The following is an 18,018-nucleotide window of genomic DNA, read 5'->3' on the forward strand; positions in this document are numbered from 1 at the left end:
GAGCCAATAGCTCCCTGACTCAAAGGAATTCACATGTCTTACCTGGAGAGCATCCTCAAAGTGCTCGGTGTCGGACTGGTGCTCGGTGCGGGTCTGCCTGCGGTCTTTGCGCTCGGCCTGGTGGCCTACTCGCGCGGTGCCGACGGTGCCGCCGGCGGCGATGCGACAGGTGCGGCGCCCAACCCGGCGTTCAAGTTCCTCGGTATCGGGCTGTTCGTCTTCGTCGGATGGGTGATCCTCACCGCGGTGCTGTGGATCACCAGGGCCACGATCATCCATCACACCGGAATCGACCTGTTCCCGTTCCTGCCCAAGAAGTGAGACTGCGATGACGGAAAACAAGAACGTCCTGGAGAATGTGCTGAACTGGCTGCACCAGGGTTATCCGGAGGGCGTGCCGCCGACCGACTACTTCGCGCTGCTGGCGCTGCTGAAGCGCTCACTCACCGAAGACGAGGTCGTGGCGGCCGCGAAGTCGGTGTTGCGCTCCAGCGACGGGATCAGCCCGGTGACCGAGGCCGAGATCAGCGGAGCCATCCAGCTGGTCACCGACAAGGAACCGAATCCCGAAGAGCTGCACCAGGTTGCGTCGCGGTTGGCCTCGGTGGGCTGGCCGTTGGCGCCGGCTCCGGCTCGCTGACGCACGACAGGAATCCCCGGAGCAGGATCTCGTGTAGGTCTTGTGCCGAGATGTCCCGCAACCCCGGGTCGGTCGTACAGAAGTAGAGGCCGGCGCAGGCTACTGACAGCGCCACTCGTTGCGCGTCGGTGGGTTCGGTACCCGACAGCAGTGACCGTAGTCGCTCCGCGAGTGCCGTCAGCTTGTCGTGTCGGCTGACCAGTTCCTCGACGGCCGGGTCACCTCGGAACAGGCAGGTGGCGCGCCGGTGGTCGACGGCCACGTCGACCAAGCCGCGGATCGCGGTATCGCGACGGCGCTGCGGTGACGGTTGCGCCTCAGCGTCTTCGACGACCCCGGCGATGGCATCGAACAGCGGTGTCAGCAGGGCCAAGACGATGTCGTCCTTCGACCGGAACTGGTAGTACACCGCACCTTTGGCGACGCAGAGCCGATCGGCGATCATGCGCAGCGAGGTGCCCTGAACGCCGTGCTCGGCGAACAGTTCGACGGCAGCAGCGATGACGCGCTCGCGCGCGGTGGTGCGTCCGCCGAGCATCTGGCCCCCATTCACGGTGTGCCGATCGACTTTCCCATATTCAAGCACTGATTGTGCCTCAATTAGCCGTACGGCTTGCTTCAAGTTGGCCAACTGTATAACTTGTGTGAGTCCGATGGCCAAGGAATGCCATCGGCCATGTGTTGTCGGCACTGCGGAAGGACGTCGGGAGAATGCAGCTGCTCAAACGGGTGTGGCTACCGCTGGTCATCGTCGTGGTCGTCGGAATCGGCGGCTTTTCGGTGGACCGGATACGCGGAGTGTTCGCCTCCGACCCCCCGCTGGTGACGCCGGTGAACTTCGCCAACGACCCCGAGCCGTTCGACCCGAAAGTGGTGACCTATGAGATCTTCGGCCCGGAAGGTGCAGCCGTGGACGTGAACTATGTCGACCTCGCCGGTGAGCCGCAACGGGTGGATGGCGCGATCCTGCCCTGGTCGGTCGTCCTGCAAACCACCGAGCCCTCCGCGGCGGCGAACATCGTGGCGCAGGGCAAGACGAGCTTCCTGGGCTGCCGCGTGCTCGTCGACGGTGAGCTCAAGGACGAGCGCGCTGTTTCCGGCACCAATGTCCAGACCTTCTGCATCGTGAAGTCCGCATGAGTGAGCCGCCCGTTCAGCACGGCGGCGAGCCGCCCGTTCAGTACGGCGCTGACGCGCCCACCGGGCCGATCGCGGTGCAATCCCCGCATCAGACAGCACATTTCGGCCGCGTCGCCCGGGTTTTCCGCAAGCTGGCGGTGCCGTTCATCCTCGGCTGGATCACCATCGCGGTGTTGTTGAATGTCGCGGTGCCGCAGCTGGAGGCCGTCGGCGAGATGCGGTCGGTGTCGATGAGCCCCAAGGAAGCCCCCGCGGTCATCGCGACCGAACACATCGGCAAGGTCTTCCAGGAATATGAGTCCAACAGCTCGGTGATGATCGTGCTGGAGGGCCAGGAGCCCCTCGGTGCGGACACCCGCCGGTACTACTCGGAGTTGATCGCGAAGCTGGAGGCCGACAAGGCCCACGTCGAACACGTTCAGGATCTGTGGAGCGATCCACTGACCGCGACCGGTGTGCAGAGCGGTGACGGTAAGGCCGTCTACGTCTCGGCGAACCTGGCCGGAAACCAGGGCGAGGCAAAGTCACTGGAGTCCATCGAGGCCGTCAAGAACATCGTCGAGAGCATGCCGCCGCCCGATGGTGTGCAGGTGTTCGTGACCGGGTCGGCGGCCATGACGGCCGAACAGACCGAGGCGAGCCACGGCAGCATGCGCTTGATCGAGGCGCTGACCTTCCTGGTCATCATCGTCATGCTGCTCATCATCTTCCGCTCCGTCATGACGATGGTGCTGATGATCGTGATGGTGGCCGTCAGCCTGCTGACGGTGCGCGGTGCCGTCGCCGCGCTCGGGTACTACGAGATCATCGGACTCTCGACATTTGCCACCGGCCTGTTGGTGACCTTGGCCATCGCGATCTCGGTCGACTATGCGATCTTCCTCATCGGCCGGTATCAGGAGGCTCGAAGCGCCGGCGAGGATCGCGAGCAGGCGTACTACACGATGTTCGGTGGCACCGCCCATGTGATCGTCGGGTCCGGGCTGACCATCGCCGGTGCCACGTTCTGCCTGAGCTTCACCCGGCTGCCGTATTTCCAGACCCTCGGCGTGCCGCTGGCCGTGGGCATGCTGGTGCTGATCATCACGGCCATGACCTTCGGTCCGGCGATGATCACCGTCGGCGGACGGTTCCTGGATCCCAAGCGTGCCACCCGCGTACGTGGCTGGCGCAAGGTCGGTGCCGCGGTGGTCCGCTGGCCCGGACCCATCCTGATCACCACCATCGCGGTCTCGCTGATCGGTCTGCTGGCACTGCCCGGCTACAAGACGAGCTACAACGACCGCCTCTATCTGCCGGACGACATCAGCTCCAACGAGGGCTATGCCGCCGCCGAACGGCACTTCTCGCCGGCGCGGTTGAACCCGGAGATCCTGATGATCGAAAGTGACCGGGATCTACGCAATCCCGCCGACTTCCTGGTGATCGAGAAGATCGCGAAGGCCATCTTCCAGGTCGACGGGATCGGGCGCGTGCAGACCATCACCCGGCCCGACGGCACGCCGATCGAGAACACCTCGATCCCGTACATGATCAGTCAGAACAGCACGCTGCAACGGTTGAACGAGAAGTACAACCAAGACCGCACCGCCGATATGTCCAATCAGGTGGCCGATATGGACCGGACCATCGCGAGCATGGACAAGATGCAGGCCATCACCGAGCAGATGGCCGACACCACGTCGAAGATGGTGTCCTCGATGGACGTCATGGTCGGTGATCTGGAGGAGATGCGGGACAGCATCGCCAATTTCGACGATTTCTTCCGGCCGATGCGTAACTATTTCTATTGGGAACCGCACTGTTTCAACATTCCGATGTGCTGGTCCATCCGGTCGGTCTTCGACGTGCTCGACGGTATCGACGTGATGACCACCAACATGAACGACATGATGCCGCAGATGCATCGGCTCAACGAACTGATGCCGCAGATGATCGCGATCATGCCCGAGATGAAACAGACCATGGTCAACATGAAGGAAATGATGCTGACCATGCAGCAGACCCAGGCGGGGATGCAGGAGCAGCAGCGCATCATGAGCGAGACCTCGACCGAGATGGGCAAGGCCTTCAACGATGCGATGAACGACGATTCGTTCTATCTGCCCGCCGAGGCGTTCGACAATCCGGACTTCGCAAAAGGTTTGGAGCAGTTCCTGTCCCCGGACGGCCACGCGGTGCGGTTCATGATCAACCACGAGGGTGACCCGATGTCGGCCGAGGGGATCGAGAAGATCGAACCGATCAAGACCGCGGCCAAGAATGCGATCAAGGGCACCCCGCTGGAAGGATCGACGATCTACCTTGGCGGCACCGCGTCCACGTTCAAGGATATGGCCGACGGCACCCGCTATGACCTGCTGATCGCCGGTATCGCGGCCATCTGCCTGATCTTCCTGATCATGTTGTTGCTCACCAGGGCCATCGTGGCCGCCGCGGTCATCGTGGGGACGGTGGTGTTGTCTCTCGGTGCATCCTTCGGTGTGTCGGTGCTGCTGTGGCAACACCTGCTCGGTATCGAGTTGCACTGGATGGTGTTGCCGATGGCGGTGATCATCCTGCTTGCCGTCGGCGCGGACTACAACCTGCTGGTGGTGTCGCGGCTCAAGGAGGAGATCCATGCCGGGTTGCACACCGGCATGATCCGGGCCATGGGTGGTTCCGGCTCGACCGTCACCGCAGCCGGAATGGTGTTCGCGTTCACCATGATGGTGATGGCGGTCAGCGATCTGACGATCATGGGCCAGGTGGGTACCACGATCGGTCTCGGCCTACTGTTCGACACGTTGGTGATCCGGTCGTTCATGACACCCTCGATCGCGGCCTTGATGGGCAGGTGGTTCTGGTGGCCGCAGCAGGTGCGCCAGCGTCCCAAGCCGCAGGCCTGGCCGCCCATTCAACGACGACCCCAGGATGTGTTGGTGTGATGAGGAATTCGCGCATCGCTTCGATGCTGGCCGCCGGTGCCGTGGTGGCGGCGTTGGCGGTCGCCCCGGTCGCCCAGGCCGATCGCGACGAGGCCTTCGCCGATCAGTTGCACAGCTTCGGCATCTACGGGCAGAAGGATTTCAACGCCTGGATCGCCAAGATCATGTGCAAGCGCTTGCACCGTGGGGTGGATGCCGACGTGTTCGCCTCGGCGAAGTTCGTGCACGGCCAACTACAGACCGGGTCCAGTACCGAACAGGCGTGGCAGTTCGTCGGTGCCGGTATCCCGGCCTACTGCCCCGAGCTGACACACCTGTTGGCCCGCGCCGGCCAGAAGGGGGATTGAGCAGCATGTCCTGCAACAGGATTGCGGTGGCCGGGCTCGTCGCGGCCGCCGTGGTGCCGCTGGCTCCAGGGGTGGCAGCCGCGGATGCCACTGACGAGTATCCGATCCCGAGCAATATGCTCAAGACCACGTGCACGGTGGATCAGTACATGGCCGCGGTACGCGATACCGATCCGGTGTACTACGAGCGCTACATGATCGACTACAACAACAAGTCACCGGACGTGCAACGGGCCGCCCGGGATCGGATCACCTGGTTCTTCTCGATGGACTATGCCGGGCGCCGGCAGTACTCCGAGGACACCGCCACCAACGCCTTCTACGAGCAGCTGGCCTGGAACTGGCCGAACTGGGCCAAGCTGTTCTTCAACAACAAGGGCGTCGTCGCGCACGGGACCGAGGTGTGCGCCGGCTATCCGCCGTCCGATCCCGGCGTCTGGATCTGGTGAGCGCGGGCGTCAGTCGAAATACGCAGTGTCGCGCAGCAACTGCTGGGTGGCGGCCAGCAGCGTGCGGTGCAGATCCTCGTCACTGACATCCTCGAGCGCCTTGTCGGTGACCGCGGCGTACACACCGTTGGTGACCATCGAGATGACCACCCGGCCTGCCGGGCCGTGCCCACCACCCAACAACAGATTGGTGAAACGCTCCACCAGGTCACTGAGGTCTTCGCGGGCCTCGATCATGCTCTCCAATACCGGATCACCCGCCAACACCGCGGCCAGCCGACGGTTGCGCACGCTGAACTCGATGAAACCGCTGATGGCGATCTCGCGGCGGGTGCGCGGGTCGGCGACTGCCTCGGCGATGGTCACCACCCGGGCCATATCGTCGAACATCGGCTGCGCGGCCGCGGCGACGATCTCTTCCTTGGAATGGAACTGGTAGTACACCGAGGCCTTACCGACCCCGATGCTGTCGGCGATCATCTGCAGGGTGGTGCCGCTGACGCCATGTTCACCGAACAACGTCAGCGCAGCCTCCAGCACCCGGGTCCGTGCCGTGCCGCGTCCCAACACCGATTTGGCCACCGTCAGCTCCGGGTGTCCCGACGCAACGGATGGTCATCGGGGATCTGGACGAAGATCAGCGTCACCCCGTCGGGATCGCAGACGTGCATCTCGTGCAAACCCCACGGCTCCCTGACCGCGGCCCGGGCGATCTCGACACCGCGGCCGACCAACTCGTCCTGGGTGGCGTAGACGTCGCGCACCTGCAACCACATGCTCCCGGCGGCGGACGGGCCGCCGTGGCCGGCGAGTTCGATCAACGACTGGCCCGCGTAGAAGACGGTGCCGCCGGCGTACTCGCGTGCGACGGCCAGGCCGATGCGATCGCGGTAGAACTCCACCGATCGCCGATAGTCGGCCGGCCGCATCAGCATCCGGCTGGCCAGGATCTCCATACCGAAGTGTCTATCACGCGATCCCGCGTTCCGGCGGCAGCGACGGACGTCCTCAGGCGCCCCGGTCGGCGGCCCGCAGGCCGATGGTGAAGGCGGCCTGGTCCTCGAAGTCCAGGGGGTTTCGTCCGGTGATCTGCCGGATCCGGGACAGTCGGTGGCGCACGGTGTTGGTGTGCAGGAACAGCTCGCGGGCGGTGTCGATCAGCGAACCGTTCGCGGCAAGGAAGACCCGCAGGGTGCGGATGTGTTGAGTGCCCCGATCGCGATCGAGTGCCAGCAGCGGATCGATCAACTGGGTCTTGAACGGTGTGAGCCGACTGGGCGGCAGTCCTTCCAGCAGGCTGGTGAAGGTGCTCAGCTGGTCCGGCCCGATGCTGCCGCCGCGCTGCCTGGCCAGATCCAGCGCGACTCGGGCCTGGCTGATGGACGTGCCCAGCTCACTCAGCGGTGCTGCCGTCGCATGCCCGGAGGGCATGGCCAGATCGGTGGCCGTCTCGATCGGCTTGTCGGCCCCGGTGCTGAGCACCAGGCATACCTCCGGGGCGTCGGCGACCAGAGCGTCGGGAAAGGCCATCGACAACAGCGCGCCCGCCCCGGCTGGCCACGCCGAGCAGTCGATGTCCGAGGCCGCCAGGCCCGGCCAGTCCAACAATTGGTGAAGTGCGTCGGGCAGCAACATCCGCCGTTCGACGAGCGATAGCAGCTGACCGATGCGTTCACGGGAGAGTGCGGCCTCGATATCGCGCTCACCCTGGGAGGCGGCCAGGAACCGGGCGATCACCTCCAGGACCGCGGCCTCGGGCGGTTCGCCGCGCCCGACCCACACCAGCGTGCCCATCCCGTCGACCGCCGCGGCCACCGCGCCGGCGTCGATCGGGGCACCCGGGGGCTCCAGTAGGAAATAGCAGCCCAGCACGTGCCCGGCCCGGTCCAGCAGCTCCCGACTCGACTCGCGTCGTCGCTGGGAGGAAAGCAGCTCGGGCACAAGCGCGTTGGTGGCCCGTGCGGTGGCGACCGCGCCGCCGAACCGGAAGTCGGCGATATAGCGGCTGACCGTGGCGAACGGCACCTCCGGCGGCGCGATCAGCAGCGGTAACCGGTGGTCGCGGCACGCGTCGACCAGAGCCTGCGGCGCGGCGTCGTGCACATCACCGATCCCGAAACAGATGCCGGCGGCCCCCGCGGTGTGCACCGAGGCGACGAAGGCTGCGCTGTCGGCGGGGGCCTGCAGGCTGATGCCGACGGTGCAGACCAGTTCACCGCCGCGCAGATACCGCGACGGGTCGCGCAGTTCCGTGGTGTGTGACCAGGTGATCTGGCGGTCCGTGGCGGCCGGCCCGGTGTCGATGCGGTGCAGTCCGAGCCCGGAGCGTTCGAGCAGGTCGGCGAACGTCGGCGCACGCGCGCCGTCGTCGCTGTCGGACTCTGCCATCGGTCGATCGTAACGTCGTTGTCATCTGCTGACCGGGTTCGGTTGTGCGATCATCCAATGGGCGGCCGGGCCGGTGGTGGGTTCGCAGCGTCTTCGCCGTCAACGATGGCGGCGGTGCGGCCGGGCGCGTGATAGTTCGTTGATGACCGAGCCACAGGTACTGCGCCGCGAGTTCTCCCTTTGGTCGGCGTTCGCGTTCGCCTTCGCCTTCATCTCGCCGATCGTCGCGTTGTACGGAATCTTCGGGTTGGCCTTGTCGGCAGCCGGTCCGAGCTTCTGGTGGGGCTTCGGGCTGGTGTTCGCCGGCCAGTTCCTGGTCGCGCTGGTGTTCGCGATGCTGGTGTCGCGCTGGCCGTTGGAGGGGTCCATCTACCAGTGGTCGCGACGGCTGCTGGGGACCACCTATGGCTGGTTCGCGGGCTGGGCCTATATGTGGACGCTGGTCATCGCGATGGCCACGGTCGCTCTGGGCGCGGCCGGCTTCACCGCCAACATCTTCGGTGTCGAGGAGCCCTCGGGGACGACGCTGGCGCTCATCGCCCTGGCCATCCTGCTTGCCGGCACCGCGGTCAACCTGGCCGGCCGGCAGGCGCTGAAGATCTTCATGATCGGCAGCATCATCGCCGAGGTCATCGGCTCGGTGGTGCTGGGTACCTGGCTGCTGCTGTTCCATCGGCAGAACTCGCTGTCGGTGCTGTTCTCCGGCGGCGGCCCCGAGGTGGACATCTGGACCTGGCTCAGCGGACCGTTCCTGCTGGCGGTGGCCTTCATCGGATGGTCCTTCGTCGGTTTCGAGAGCGCCGGGTCGATCGCCGAGGAAGTGCACGAACCGCGCCGTTACCTGCCCAAGGCCGTGCTGTTCTCGCTGGCGTTCATCGCCCTGGTCGTCGGCTATTCCAGCCTCGCCATCATCCTGGCCATCCCCGACCTGGACGCCGTCGCCGAGGGCGCGGTCGGTGATCCGGTGTACGAAACCCTCACCGTCGCACTGGGTCACGGCATCGCGCGGCCGGTGGAGGTGATGTTCGTCATCGGCTTCCTTGCCAGCTTCCTGGCACTGCAGACCTCGGCTTCGCGGGTCATCTGGGCTTATGCGCGCGACCGGGCGCTGCCGGCCTCGGCGGTGCTGTCCCAGCTGCGCGGTCCGGCCCGGATCCCGGTCGTGGCGATCGGGGTCACCACCGTGGTGGGTGCCGCCCTGTTCGGGCTCAGCATCGTCGCCGGGGATATCTACTCGCTGATGGTCAACTTCACCGCCGGTGGCTTCTATCTGGCATTCCTCTTCCCGCTCATCGGATTCCTGGTCGTGCTGGTGCGTCGGGCGTGGACACCCGCCAACTTCTCGCTGGGCCGGGCCACCCTGCCCGTCGCTGTGGTGGCCGTGGTGTGGGCGGTATTGCAGTTCGTCAACATCGCCTGGCCGCGAGTGGCTTTCGAGCAGCGCTACCTGGACTGGTCGGTGTGGATCGGCATCGCGGTGCTGCTGGTGCTCGGCACGGCGATCCTGGCGACCGTGCGTTCGCGTATCGTCGAAGCCTCGGTGATCGACGAGGTGGAATCCCGTGACGAGTTCGCAGACGCCCATGAGTGACCCGGGCCCGGTCGCCGTCGTCACCGGTGCCGCAAGCGGTATCGGCGCGGCCGCCGCCGAGGCGCTGCGCCGGCGTGGGTACCGGATCGGCGCACTGGACCTGTCGGCCGACGCGGAGGCTGATCATGCTGTGGCGGTCGATGTTTCCGATCACGTGGCGGTGGCGGCGGCCGTCGCCGAGATCCGCTCGACCCTGGGCCCGGTCGCCGCGCTGGTGACCTCGGCCGGCTACTACGAGATGGCGCTGATCGACCAGATCGATGCGGCGTCCTGGCGGCGGATGCTGCGGGTGCACCTCGGCGGATTGTTCAACGCGGCGCGTGCGTGCCTGCCCGACATGCTGGCGGCCGGATCGGGCGCGGTGGTCGCGGTGGCCAGTGAACTCGCCGTCGGTGGTGGCGACCAGGAGAGCCATTACGTCGCGGCCAAGGGGGCGATCATCGGTCTGGTGCGCAGCCTGGCCGCTGAGGTCGCCGGATCCGGGGTACGAGTCAACGCTGTCGCACCCGGACCCACCGATACTCCGCTGCTGGATGCCCATTCCCCATGGCGGGCACAGGAATACCTGGATACTCTGCCGCTGCGCAGGCTGGCCACCCCGGACGAGGTGGCCCGCTGTGTCGAATATCTGGTCTGCGACGCGACGTTCAGTGTCGGCGATGTGGTCAACGTCAACTCGGGAGCGGTGATATGAGCAGGGTCGCGCTGATCACGGGCGCGGCGCAGGGGATGGGTGCGGCGCACGCGCGTCGGCTCGCCGGCCGGGGAATGACGGTTGCCGTCAACGATATTCGTCCCAGTGCGGAACTGGACGCGCTGGCCGAGGAGACCGGCGGATTCGCCGTTGCCGGTGACGTGTCCGATCCGCAGGAATGCCTGCGCATCGCCGACACTGTGGCCGAGCGCACCGGCCGACTCGATGTACTGGTGGCCAACCACGCGTACATGACGATGGCCCCGCTCCTCGAGCACGATGAGCAGGATTGGTGGCGCATCGTCGACACCAACCTCGGTGGCACCTACCACCTGATACAGGCCGTGCTGCCACACATGCGGGCCAGGGCCGAAGGGCGCATCGTGGTGATCGCCAGCGAGTGGGGTGTCACCGGATGGCCGGAGGCGACCGCCTACGCGGCCGCCAAATCCGGGCTGATCGCCTTGGTCAAGGGTCTCGGCCGCGAACTGGCGCCGGAGGGGATCATCGTCAACGCGGTCGCGCCGGGCGTCACCGATACTCCGCAACTTCAGGTCGACGCCGATGCCGCCGGAATCGACCTGGCGGACATGCACGAACGGTATGCGGCGGGAATTCCGTTGGGTCGCATCGGTAGACCCGATGAGATCTCGGCGGCGGTCGAGCTGCTCGCCGATTTCCAGGTGGCGGCAATCGTCGGGCAGGTCGTCTCGTGCAACGGCGGATCGACCAGGAGCAGAGCATGACGGAAAGGGAGCCGGTGGACGGCCAGGACAGATACGTGCGGTCGGCGTCGGGAAATATCGGACAGGTGAACGCGCAGCAGGTGCCGCGCTATGCCGGGCTGGCGACCTTCGCCCGCCTGCCGCAGCGTCACGAGGTGCCGCGCCACGATATCGCCGTCGTCGGGGTGCCGTTCGACAGTGGGGTGACCTACCGGCCGGGGGCCCGGTTCGGTCCGGCCGCCATCCGCGAGGCCTCCAGGTTGCTCAAGCCCTACAACCCGGCTCAGGACATAAGTCCGTTCGCGCAGGCGCAGGTCGTCGATGCCGGGGATATCGCGGCGAACCCGTTCGATATCGATGCCGCGGTCGACGAGGTGCGCGAGGGTATCGCTGCGCTGTTGACCAACCCGCAGCAGCGGGTGCTGACCTTCGGTGGTGATCACACCATCGCGCTGCCCGCGCTGCAGGCGGTCAGCCGCGTGCACGGGCCGGTCGCCCTGGTGCACTTCGACGCCCACCTGGACACCTGGGACACCTACTTCGGCGCACCGTGTACGCATGGCACGCCGTTTCGCCGCGCTGCCGAGCAGGGGTTGCTGGTCAAGGGACACTCCGCGCACGTCGGGATCCGCGGATCGCTTTATGACAGAGCGGATCTGCTCGATGACGAGTCGTTGGGATTCACCATCGTGCACTGCCGCGATATCGACCGCATCGGAATAGACGGTGTCATCGAACGAATCCGGGAGCGGGTGGGCGAGCACCCGGTCTACGTCTCGATCGATATCGATGTGCTCGACCCGGCGTTCGCGCCGGGGACAGGTACTCCGGAGATCGGCGGTATGACCAGCCGGGAGCTGGTGGCCATCCTGCGGGCGATGCGCGGTCTGCACATCGTCGGCGCGGATGTCGTCGAGGTGGCACCGGCCTATGACAGCGCCGACGTGACAGCGGTGGCCGCGGCCAATATCGGCTACGAGTTGATCACCCTGATGGCCGAAAATGTCTGAATTACGCTGGCCTGAAGGCAAGGTCGCGGCCGCGGCCTTCACCTTCGATGTGGATGCCGAGTCGGCGGTGCTGTGGGGCAATGAGTCGGTGGCAGCCCGGATGAGCGTGATGAGCCATCAGGCCTACGGTCCGCTGGTGGGTATCCCGCGCATTCTCGACCTGCTGGACCGGCATCAGATCCGATCGACGTTCTTCGTGCCGGGGCATACCGCGCATCGCTATCCGGAGGCGGTGCGGTCGATCGTCGCCGCGGGGCATGAGATCGCCCACCACGGGTATCTGCACGAGCAGCCGACGGCGCTGACGCTGGAGGAGGAGATCGAGGCGCTCGACCGCGGGTTGGAGGCCCTGGCCGAGGTTGCCGGGGTACGCCCGAGTGGGTACCGCGCGCCGATGTGGGATCTGTCCTGGCGGACACCGGAACTGCTCGCCGAGCGTGGATTCCTGTACGACTCGTCGCTGATGGATTCCGATCATCCGTATGAGCTTGCGGTGGGATCGCGCTCGCTGGTCGAGATCCCGATCCAGTGGGCGCTCGACGATTGGGAGCAGTACTGCTATCTGCCGGATATCTACAGCGGAACCATCGAGAGTCCACGTAAGGCCCGCGAGCTGTGGCAACTGGAGTTCGATGCGCTGCGCACCGCCGGGGCGTGCTGGGTGCTGACCAATCATCCATTCCTGACCGGACGGGCATCGCGCGCAGCCGAACTCGGTGACCTGATGCGTTACGTCGTGGAACACACCGACGTGTGGACGACGAGCCTGAGTGAGATCGCCGAGCACGTGCGCACGCTCGGGCTGGCGCCGCGCACCATCACCCGACCCTGAAATCAGCCGCGCGGGTACAGCAGTTCCAACTCACCTAAGTGGGCCGCGACGGTCAGCAGCGGCAGTGCCGCCGATACCGCGAGCTCGTCGTGGGTGTTCTCGGCGCGCAGTGCCAACACGAAATCATCACTGATCGGCGGCCCCGAGAGGCCTTGCCGGCATACCGCTTCGGCGTGTTCTTCAAGTAGTTCCCGCGCTCGCGGATAGACCCCGTGCGGAGGTGGCATGACATCGGCGATCAGCTCGGCGGCAGCACGCAGGCGGACCACCCGATTGGCCGCGCGCACCGTGGGGGCGCGCCGGTCGGCGTGCCCGCCGTTCTCCGAAAGATACTGTCGGAGTGTGTCATCGAGTATCCGGCTGGCCTCGAGAGCGCGACGGCTCAGCGTGAAGACGCGATTGTCGGCGGTCTCGGAGGCGCCCCGGATGACCCGCAGCACACCGGCTTTGAGCAACTCCGCGCCGGCGGCATGGGCCCGACTGACCGCCCTGCTGACCTGCGTGGACGCGCCGCGGGGCCACAGCAGCACCGATACGGCGACACCCACGAGCGCCCCGACCACGACATCCTCGACCCGGATCAGTCCGACGGCCCACCCCGACGGCTGGATCAGGTTGAAGATGATCAGCACCATCATCGTGAACGCGGCCTGGCCGGCGACGAATGACGCGATCTCGGGCACGAAGGCCGAGCCGAAGGCCACCACCGGCAACAACATCCACATGACCACCGGGTCGACGCCCACCAGTTCGATGACGGCGACCCCGATGGCGAAGCCCAAGGCCGTGCCCGCCACGGCGCGCAGCACCCGGGTACCCGTGGTCAACGCGCTGCTGCGCAACACCGACAACGCACCCAGCACCACCCAGAATCCGTGTTCGACCGGGAACACGTGGGTGACCGCGACGGCAAGGGCCAGACCCAGTCCGGTGCGCACGCTGTTGCGCACCACGAGTGCGCGACCCGCCAGGAATCCCTTGGTGATCTGTGCGACGGCGGTGGTCTCGGGCATCACCCAGTCCGCGGCACCGGTCCGGGGCAACCCGCGGCCCAGCACCCGCGCCCAGACCGGCCGGGCGTCGGCCAGCGCGGCATTGCGGATGATGCGCCCTGTGACCCCGACCGTCGCCGAGAACGTACGGCGCCCCAGCAGGCTGCGCCCGACCTCGACGGCGGTGTCGTCATCGGGTATCGCCAGAATCTGCTCGATGTCCTCGCGGTAGCGGCCCTGCGCGACCTTGCGCAGCTCGTCGAGGGCGGTGCTGAGGTCGGCACCCCGGGCCGCGCGCAGCCGGGGATCCGAGATCTGCAGCACCGCCGTGCAGTCGCGGAGCACCGCGACGATGGCCGGCCGCATATCGCCCAGAGCCGGCCCGGTGTGATCGGTGATCTGATCCGCCAGCCACCCCAGGTCGTCGACGACGCGGACCAGCGCCCGGCTGCCCGCCGTCAGGGCGACTGGCCGGAAGTCGGCGTTGACGAAGTTGGCCCACAGCGCGTTCATCGCGCGGGTGACATCTCTGGTCGAGCCCGCCGCCTCCAGACAGTCGGCGAGCGCGCGGCACACTCCCGCCGCGTGGCGACGAAGGTCGTCGTGATGCCTTGGCGGGAACAGGAACAATGCGGCGGGCACGCACACGGCCAACGCGACCAACCAGCCCGTCAGGCGTTCACCGATGGGCCCGGGCGAGGTGCAGGCCGGTAACACGAAGGTCAGCAGAGTGGCGCGCTGCCCGGCGGCGACGGTCTCGCTGAGCACCCCGCTGAACATCACGGTGACACCGAGCACGAACATCAACCCGACACTGAGCCATGGGTACGGCGCGACCAGGGTGCCCACCGTGATCAGCACGGCACCGTTGAACGCGAGACCCGCGTAGGCCAGCGCGCGCGCCTCCCGGTTTCCCGGGAAGTCGGTGATGATCAGCAGCGCGACCGACCCGAAGATGGCGAACATGGGTGCCTGGCTGTTGCCGGCCACCAGGAAGCTGGCGGCCGCGGCGATCGGCACCACGATGGCGGCCCTGGCCGCTCGGCGCAGTGCGTCGTACTCGGGGTCGCGCTGCTGTAACCAGTCCAGGATCCGCATCGGCGACGAGTGTCTTAAGACGACTCGGTGACGCCGCGCTTCATGAAGACACCCAGCAGACCCGGCGCCACGCTGTCGATCGCCTTAGCAGTGACCGCCATGCGTGGGGCGATGCGCACCGGTCGGGTCTTCGCGGCGGTGACCATCCAGTCGGCGGCCTCCTCGGCGGACAGGCCGGGCATCGCGACGAACTCCTTGGTCGGCTCGATCATCGGTGTCTTCACCAGCGGGTAGTACAGCGTCGTCGAGTGCACGCCCTTGCCCGACCATTCGGTCTCGGCCACCCGGCTGATCGCCGTCAGCGCCGCCTTGGAGGCCTGGTACGCCCCGAACAGCGGGGAGGACTCGTTCATCACACCCCAGGTCGAGACGTTGATGACGTGGCCGTCGCCGCGGGCGATCATGCCGGGCACCAGGGCGCGCATCAGCCGCAGCGGGGCGTAGTAGTTGAGCGTCATGGTGCGCTCGAGATCGTGCCAGCGGTCCAGCGACTCGATGAGCGGGCGGCGGATGGACCGGCCGGCATTGTTGATCAGGATGTCGATACCGCCGTGGCTTTCGAGGGCCTTGGCGGCGAGCGCGTCGACGGCGTCCAGATCCGACAGGTCGGCGGTGATCGCCTCGGCGATGCCGCCGTTGTCCCGGATCTTCGCGGTGACGGTCTCGAGCAGCTCGGCGCGCCGGGCAACCACGATCACGCTGGCACCCAGCTTGGCCAACTTGAGCGCCGACGCCTCACCGATACCGGAGGACGCCCCCGTGATCAGGATGCGCTTGCCGCGTAGTTCGACCTCGGGGCCGCGGCCCAGGTATTCGGTCAGTGGGGGACGCATGCTGGTCAACAGCACCGCGTCCGAGATTCGGCGCAGGGGGTTCTTGCTCACCGCGACAGTCTAGATTTCGGCGCGCAAACGCTCGCTCACCGAGCGTCAGCGCGCCGAAATCGCAGACAGAATGGTCGCGATGACACGGTCGGGGTACTCCGAGAGGTCGAGCCAGGTGAAGCGCAGGACCTGCCAGCCGTGCACGATCAGGTAGTTCTGCCGACGCCGGTCATTGGTGAACGCGTCCGGGTCGGTGTGAAAGGCCCAGCCGTCGACCTCGACCGCGATCATCCGTTCGGCAAAGGCGACATCGATGAAGTACGGCCCTGCCGGGACGTTGGCCCGCCAGCCGGTGATGTCCGCCTGCCGCAGCAGCTTGATCAACAATCGTTCCGCGGCGGATCGAGAACCGTCCGCCGCGGCGAGGAGCAGGCGCCGCGCTGCCGGCGAACCGTATCGACCCTTGTTGCGGGTCTGCGCACGCCATAGATCACGCAGCTCGGAGTCGCCCTGTAGGGCACGGTCCATGATGCGGGCGCCACCGCCCCGGCGCACGGCCGCCTCCACGATCGTGAGCGGGCGCGCCGTCAGTGGAAGGCCACGGTGCACGGCGACGTCGGCTGGATCGAGGTCACGGCGACGAACGCGGCTGCCGGGGTGGGTGCGGCCATGGCTGTTGCGCGGCACGGTGACCTCCGCGATTGCCGGCGGGTATTGGGTGAATCCATACCACCACGCGGCGGCCAAGCCACTGGCGACCGCGTCATCGCCGTAACCCCAGACCGCGGCACGAATGCGTGCAGCATCGGTGAACGGGCGGTCGTCGACGAAGTACACCCCCTGTGAACACCGCCGCCAAACCCCGGAACCGATGCGCCTGCGCACGGCTTGCGGGCTGATCCCGCACCGCCCGGCTTGGGCGAGGGTGATGACACCGTCGTGGTCGCGTAGATAATCCTCGAGCACACGACTTTGGACGCAGGCGCACCGCTTGCGGTTCCATCCCCGACGATTTGGGCGCGCAAACGCTCGCTCACCGAGCGTCAGCGCGCCGAAATCATCAGAAGTAGCGCGGGAAGCCGCTCCAGTCGGGATCACGTTTCTCCAGGAAGGCATCCCGGCCCTCCACGGCCTCATCGGTCATATACGCCAACCGGGTTGCCTCACCCGCGAATACCTGCTGGCCGACCAGCCCGTCGTCGATCAGGTTGAAACCGAACTTCAACATCCGGATCGCCTGGGGGGACTTGCCGTTGATCTCGGCCGCCCACTGCAGGCCGGTGCTCTCCAGCTCGTCGTGGTCGACGACCTCGTTCACCGCGCCCATCTGATACATCGTTTCGGCGTCGTAGGCGCGGCCGAGGAAGAAGATCTCGCGGGCGAACTTCTGCCCGGTCTGGCGTGCGAGGTAGGCGCTGCCGAACCCGCCGTCGAAGCTGCCCACATCGGCGTCGGTCTGCTTGAAACGGGCGTGCTCGCGGCTGGCCAGCGTCAGATCACAGGTGACGTGGAGGCTGTGCCCGCCGCCGGCGGCCCAGCCATTGACCAGGCAGATGACGACCTTGGGCATGAACCGGATGAGGCGCTGCACCTCCAGGATGTGCAACCGGCCCGCGCGGGCGATATCGACGGTCTCCGCTGTCTCCCCGGAGGCGTATTGGTAACCGCTGCGGCCGCGGATGCGCTGGTCACCGCCCGAGCAGAAGGCCCAGCCGCCGTCCTTGGGCGACGGGCCGTTACCGGTCAGCAGGATCACCCCGACATCGGGGGACATCCGGGCATGATCAAGCACCCGGTAGAGCTCGTCGACGGTGTGCGGACGGAACGCGTTCCGCACCTCGGGACGGTCGAAGGCGACCCGTACCGTCGGTTGCGGTTTTCCGTCGATGACGTGCCGGTGATAGGTGATATCGGTCAGCTCGAAGCCGGCGACCGGCTGCCACAGCGCAGGGTCGAAAGTCATTCCCCGACTGTATTCACGGTGTTTCGCCGGAGACAGTGCGGGGTACAAAGCGCGGCGACGAAGTGAATGGGGCGTGACTCGGCGCCATGACAAGGAGGACACGATGAGGCGTACAGCGGCGGCGTTTATGGCGGCTGGTGCGGCGGCTGCGATGTTGGTCGGCTGTTCACCGTCGGTCACCGGTGGTGACACCGCGTGCAAGGACTTCACCGGTGCCGACGAGAAGACTCAGAACGAGGCCGTCACCAAGATGCTGAAGGACGAGAAGGGATCCGACCCGCAGCAGGTCGAGATCAGCGGCACGCGTCTGGCCGTGCAAACCTGGTGCCAGACGCTGGGCACCCCGGATTCCAAGATCAAGGAGGCTCCGCACCTGTAGCGGAGCCAGGTATCTGATC

20 protein-coding genes are annotated in these 18,018 nt (G+C 66.5%); 12 read left to right on the top strand and 8 right to left on the bottom strand.

Going from position 1 to position 18,018, the window contains the following annotated elements; all coding sequences use genetic code 11:
• The first annotated feature begins 33 nt into the window (after positions 1–33).
• On the top strand, positions 34–321 hold the full coding sequence (locus PGN27_RS18470; protein ID WP_335327416.1) for a hypothetical protein: 288 nt from the start codon (positions 34–36) through the stop codon (positions 319–321).
• Positions 322–328: 7 nt separating this feature from the next.
• Positions 329–640 carry a DUF3349 domain-containing protein gene (locus tag PGN27_RS18475; protein ID WP_030134308.1) on the top strand — a complete coding sequence of 104 codons (312 nt, stop codon included), beginning with the start codon at positions 329–331 and terminating at the stop codon, positions 638–640.
• Here PGN27_RS18475 and PGN27_RS18480 read toward each other — a convergent pair.
• Positions 546–1,193 carry a TetR/AcrR family transcriptional regulator gene (locus PGN27_RS18480; protein ID WP_335327417.1) on the bottom strand — a complete coding sequence of 216 codons (648 nt, stop codon included), beginning with the start codon at positions 1,191–1,193 and terminating at the stop codon, positions 546–548. The genes PGN27_RS18475 and PGN27_RS18480 overlap by 95 nt on opposite strands.
• Before the next feature lie 158 nt (positions 1,194–1,351).
• On the opposite strand from PGN27_RS18480, the gene PGN27_RS18485 reads away from it, so the two are divergent.
• The 4 genes from PGN27_RS18485 to PGN27_RS18500 are packed head-to-tail and all read left to right on the top strand — an operon-like array spanning position 1,352 to position 5,503.
• On the top strand, positions 1,352–1,780 hold the full coding sequence (locus PGN27_RS18485; protein WP_335327418.1) for an MmpS family transport accessory protein: 429 nt from the start codon (positions 1,352–1,354) through the stop codon (positions 1,778–1,780).
• A complete protein-coding gene (locus tag PGN27_RS18490; RefSeq protein ID WP_335327419.1) occupies positions 1,777–4,707 on the top strand; it encodes an MMPL/RND family transporter in 2,931 nt (976 codons plus the stop codon). Before PGN27_RS18485 ends, PGN27_RS18490 begins: the two co-directional genes overlap by 4 nt.
• Positions 4,707–5,054 (top strand): DUF732 domain-containing protein, encoded by a 348-nt coding sequence (locus PGN27_RS18495; RefSeq protein WP_335327420.1) that lies wholly within the window; start codon positions 4,707–4,709, stop codon positions 5,052–5,054. The genes PGN27_RS18490 and PGN27_RS18495 overlap by 1 nt, the downstream gene beginning before the upstream one ends.
• Positions 5,055–5,059: 5 nt before the next feature.
• Positions 5,060–5,503, top strand: a complete 444-nt coding sequence (locus PGN27_RS18500) for a DUF5078 domain-containing protein (RefSeq protein ID WP_335327421.1) — start codon at positions 5,060–5,062, stop codon at positions 5,501–5,503.
• Between the two features lie 9 nt (positions 5,504–5,512).
• Here the strand turns inward: PGN27_RS18500 and PGN27_RS18505 are convergent, their stop codons facing one another.
• Genes PGN27_RS18505 through PGN27_RS18515 form a run of 3 tightly spaced genes read right to left on the bottom strand, consistent with a single transcriptional unit; the run spans position 5,513 to position 7,891 of the window.
• Positions 5,513–6,085: a TetR/AcrR family transcriptional regulator gene (locus PGN27_RS18505; RefSeq protein WP_335327422.1), complete on the bottom strand. Its 573-nt coding sequence runs from the start codon at positions 6,083–6,085 to the stop codon at positions 5,513–5,515.
• A gap of 2 nt (positions 6,086–6,087) precedes the next feature.
• Positions 6,088–6,459 (bottom strand): VOC family protein, encoded by a 372-nt coding sequence (locus PGN27_RS18510; RefSeq protein WP_335327423.1) that lies wholly within the window; start codon positions 6,457–6,459, stop codon positions 6,088–6,090.
• Between the two features lie 52 nt (positions 6,460–6,511).
• Positions 6,512–7,891, bottom strand: coding sequence for a PucR family transcriptional regulator (locus PGN27_RS18515; protein WP_335327424.1), 1,380 nt, complete (start codon positions 7,889–7,891; stop codon positions 6,512–6,514).
• A 142-nt stretch (positions 7,892–8,033) separates the two neighbouring features.
• On the opposite strand from PGN27_RS18515, the gene PGN27_RS18520 reads away from it, so the two are divergent.
• From PGN27_RS18520 to PGN27_RS18540, 5 genes are read left to right on the top strand one after another with little or no spacing between them, the layout of a single operon-like run.
• Positions 8,034–9,482, top strand: a complete 1,449-nt coding sequence (locus PGN27_RS18520) for an APC family permease (protein WP_335327425.1) — start codon at positions 8,034–8,036, stop codon at positions 9,480–9,482.
• Positions 9,475–10,176: an SDR family NAD(P)-dependent oxidoreductase gene (locus tag PGN27_RS18525; RefSeq protein ID WP_335327426.1), complete on the top strand. Its 702-nt coding sequence runs from the start codon at positions 9,475–9,477 to the stop codon at positions 10,174–10,176. Before PGN27_RS18520 ends, PGN27_RS18525 begins: the two co-directional genes overlap by 8 nt.
• Positions 10,173–10,922 (top strand): SDR family NAD(P)-dependent oxidoreductase, encoded by a 750-nt coding sequence (locus tag PGN27_RS18530; RefSeq protein ID WP_335327427.1) that lies wholly within the window; start codon positions 10,173–10,175, stop codon positions 10,920–10,922. Before PGN27_RS18525 ends, PGN27_RS18530 begins: the two co-directional genes overlap by 4 nt.
• On the top strand, positions 10,919–11,911 hold the full coding sequence (speB, locus tag PGN27_RS18535) for an agmatinase (RefSeq protein WP_335327428.1): 993 nt from the start codon (positions 10,919–10,921) through the stop codon (positions 11,909–11,911). Before PGN27_RS18530 ends, speB begins: the two co-directional genes overlap by 4 nt.
• Positions 11,904–12,743, top strand: coding sequence for a polysaccharide deacetylase family protein (locus tag PGN27_RS18540; RefSeq protein ID WP_335327429.1), 840 nt, complete (start codon positions 11,904–11,906; stop codon positions 12,741–12,743). Before speB ends, PGN27_RS18540 begins: the two co-directional genes overlap by 8 nt.
• 2 nt (positions 12,744–12,745) lie before the next feature.
• Here PGN27_RS18540 and PGN27_RS18545 read toward each other — a convergent pair whose 3' ends face one another.
• The 4 genes from PGN27_RS18545 to PGN27_RS18560 all read right to left on the bottom strand — a co-directional run bounded on the left by PGN27_RS18545 (position 12,746) and on the right by PGN27_RS18560 (position 17,620).
• On the bottom strand, positions 12,746–14,833 hold the full coding sequence (locus PGN27_RS18545; protein WP_335327430.1) for an FUSC family protein: 2,088 nt from the start codon (positions 14,831–14,833) through the stop codon (positions 12,746–12,748).
• A gap of 14 nt (positions 14,834–14,847) precedes the next feature.
• A complete protein-coding gene (locus tag PGN27_RS18550; protein ID WP_335327431.1) occupies positions 14,848–15,717 on the bottom strand; it encodes an SDR family oxidoreductase in 870 nt (289 codons plus the stop codon).
• A gap of 45 nt (positions 15,718–15,762) precedes the next feature.
• On the bottom strand, positions 15,763–16,623 hold the full coding sequence (locus tag PGN27_RS18555) for a PDDEXK-like endonuclease domain-containing protein (protein WP_335327432.1): 861 nt from the start codon (positions 16,621–16,623) through the stop codon (positions 15,763–15,765).
• Between the two features lie 94 nt (positions 16,624–16,717).
• The gene (locus PGN27_RS18560; protein WP_335327433.1) at positions 16,718–17,620 is read right to left on the bottom strand and encodes a 1,4-dihydroxy-2-naphthoyl-CoA synthase; all 903 of its coding nucleotides are present in this window, start codon (positions 17,618–17,620) and stop codon (positions 16,718–16,720) included.
• 103 nt (positions 17,621–17,723) lie between these two features.
• Here PGN27_RS18560 and PGN27_RS18565 point away from each other — a divergent pair, with 103 nt between their 5' ends.
• Positions 17,724–17,999 carry a hypothetical protein gene (locus tag PGN27_RS18565; RefSeq protein ID WP_418888615.1) on the top strand — a complete coding sequence of 92 codons (276 nt, stop codon included), beginning with the start codon at positions 17,724–17,726 and terminating at the stop codon, positions 17,997–17,999.
• Positions 18,000–18,018: the final 19 nt, after the last annotated feature.

Source organism: Mycolicibacterium neoaurum (assembly GCF_036946495.1).
Lineage (GTDB): Bacteria > Actinomycetota > Actinomycetes > Mycobacteriales > Mycobacteriaceae > Mycobacterium > Mycobacterium neoaurum_B.

Coding starts and splice junctions, on each gene's coding strand:
- PGN27_RS18520 (WP_335327425.1), top strand. CDS start 8,034: ATGACCGAGCCACAGGTACTGCGCCGCGAGTTCTCCCTTTGGTCGGCG.
- speB (WP_335327428.1), top strand. CDS start 10,919: ATGACGGAAAGGGAGCCGGTGGACGGCCAGGACAGATACGTGCGGTCG.
- PGN27_RS18525 (WP_335327426.1), top strand. CDS start 9,475: ATGAGTGACCCGGGCCCGGTCGCCGTCGTCACCGGTGCCGCAAGCGGT.
- PGN27_RS18485 (WP_335327418.1), top strand. CDS start 1,352: ATGCAGCTGCTCAAACGGGTGTGGCTACCGCTGGTCATCGTCGTGGTC.
- PGN27_RS18545 (WP_335327430.1), bottom strand. CDS start 14,833: ATGCGGATCCTGGACTGGTTACAGCAGCGCGACCCCGAGTACGACGCA.
- PGN27_RS18495 (WP_335327420.1), top strand. CDS start 4,707: ATGAGGAATTCGCGCATCGCTTCGATGCTGGCCGCCGGTGCCGTGGTG.
- PGN27_RS18490 (WP_335327419.1), top strand. CDS start 1,777: ATGAGTGAGCCGCCCGTTCAGCACGGCGGCGAGCCGCCCGTTCAGTAC.
- PGN27_RS18540 (WP_335327429.1), top strand. CDS start 11,904: ATGTCTGAATTACGCTGGCCTGAAGGCAAGGTCGCGGCCGCGGCCTTC.
- PGN27_RS18530 (WP_335327427.1), top strand. CDS start 10,173: ATGAGCAGGGTCGCGCTGATCACGGGCGCGGCGCAGGGGATGGGTGCG.
- PGN27_RS18510 (WP_335327423.1), bottom strand. CDS start 6,459: ATGGAGATCCTGGCCAGCCGGATGCTGATGCGGCCGGCCGACTATCGG.
- PGN27_RS18515 (WP_335327424.1), bottom strand. CDS start 7,891: ATGGCAGAGTCCGACAGCGACGACGGCGCGCGTGCGCCGACGTTCGCC.
- PGN27_RS18560 (WP_335327433.1), bottom strand. CDS start 17,620: ATGACTTTCGACCCTGCGCTGTGGCAGCCGGTCGCCGGCTTCGAGCTG.
- PGN27_RS18470 (WP_335327416.1), top strand. CDS start 34: ATGTCTTACCTGGAGAGCATCCTCAAAGTGCTCGGTGTCGGACTGGTG.
- PGN27_RS18565 (WP_418888615.1), top strand. CDS start 17,724: ATGAGGCGTACAGCGGCGGCGTTTATGGCGGCTGGTGCGGCGGCTGCG.
- PGN27_RS18475 (WP_030134308.1), top strand. CDS start 329: ATGACGGAAAACAAGAACGTCCTGGAGAATGTGCTGAACTGGCTGCAC.
- PGN27_RS18500 (WP_335327421.1), top strand. CDS start 5,060: ATGTCCTGCAACAGGATTGCGGTGGCCGGGCTCGTCGCGGCCGCCGTG.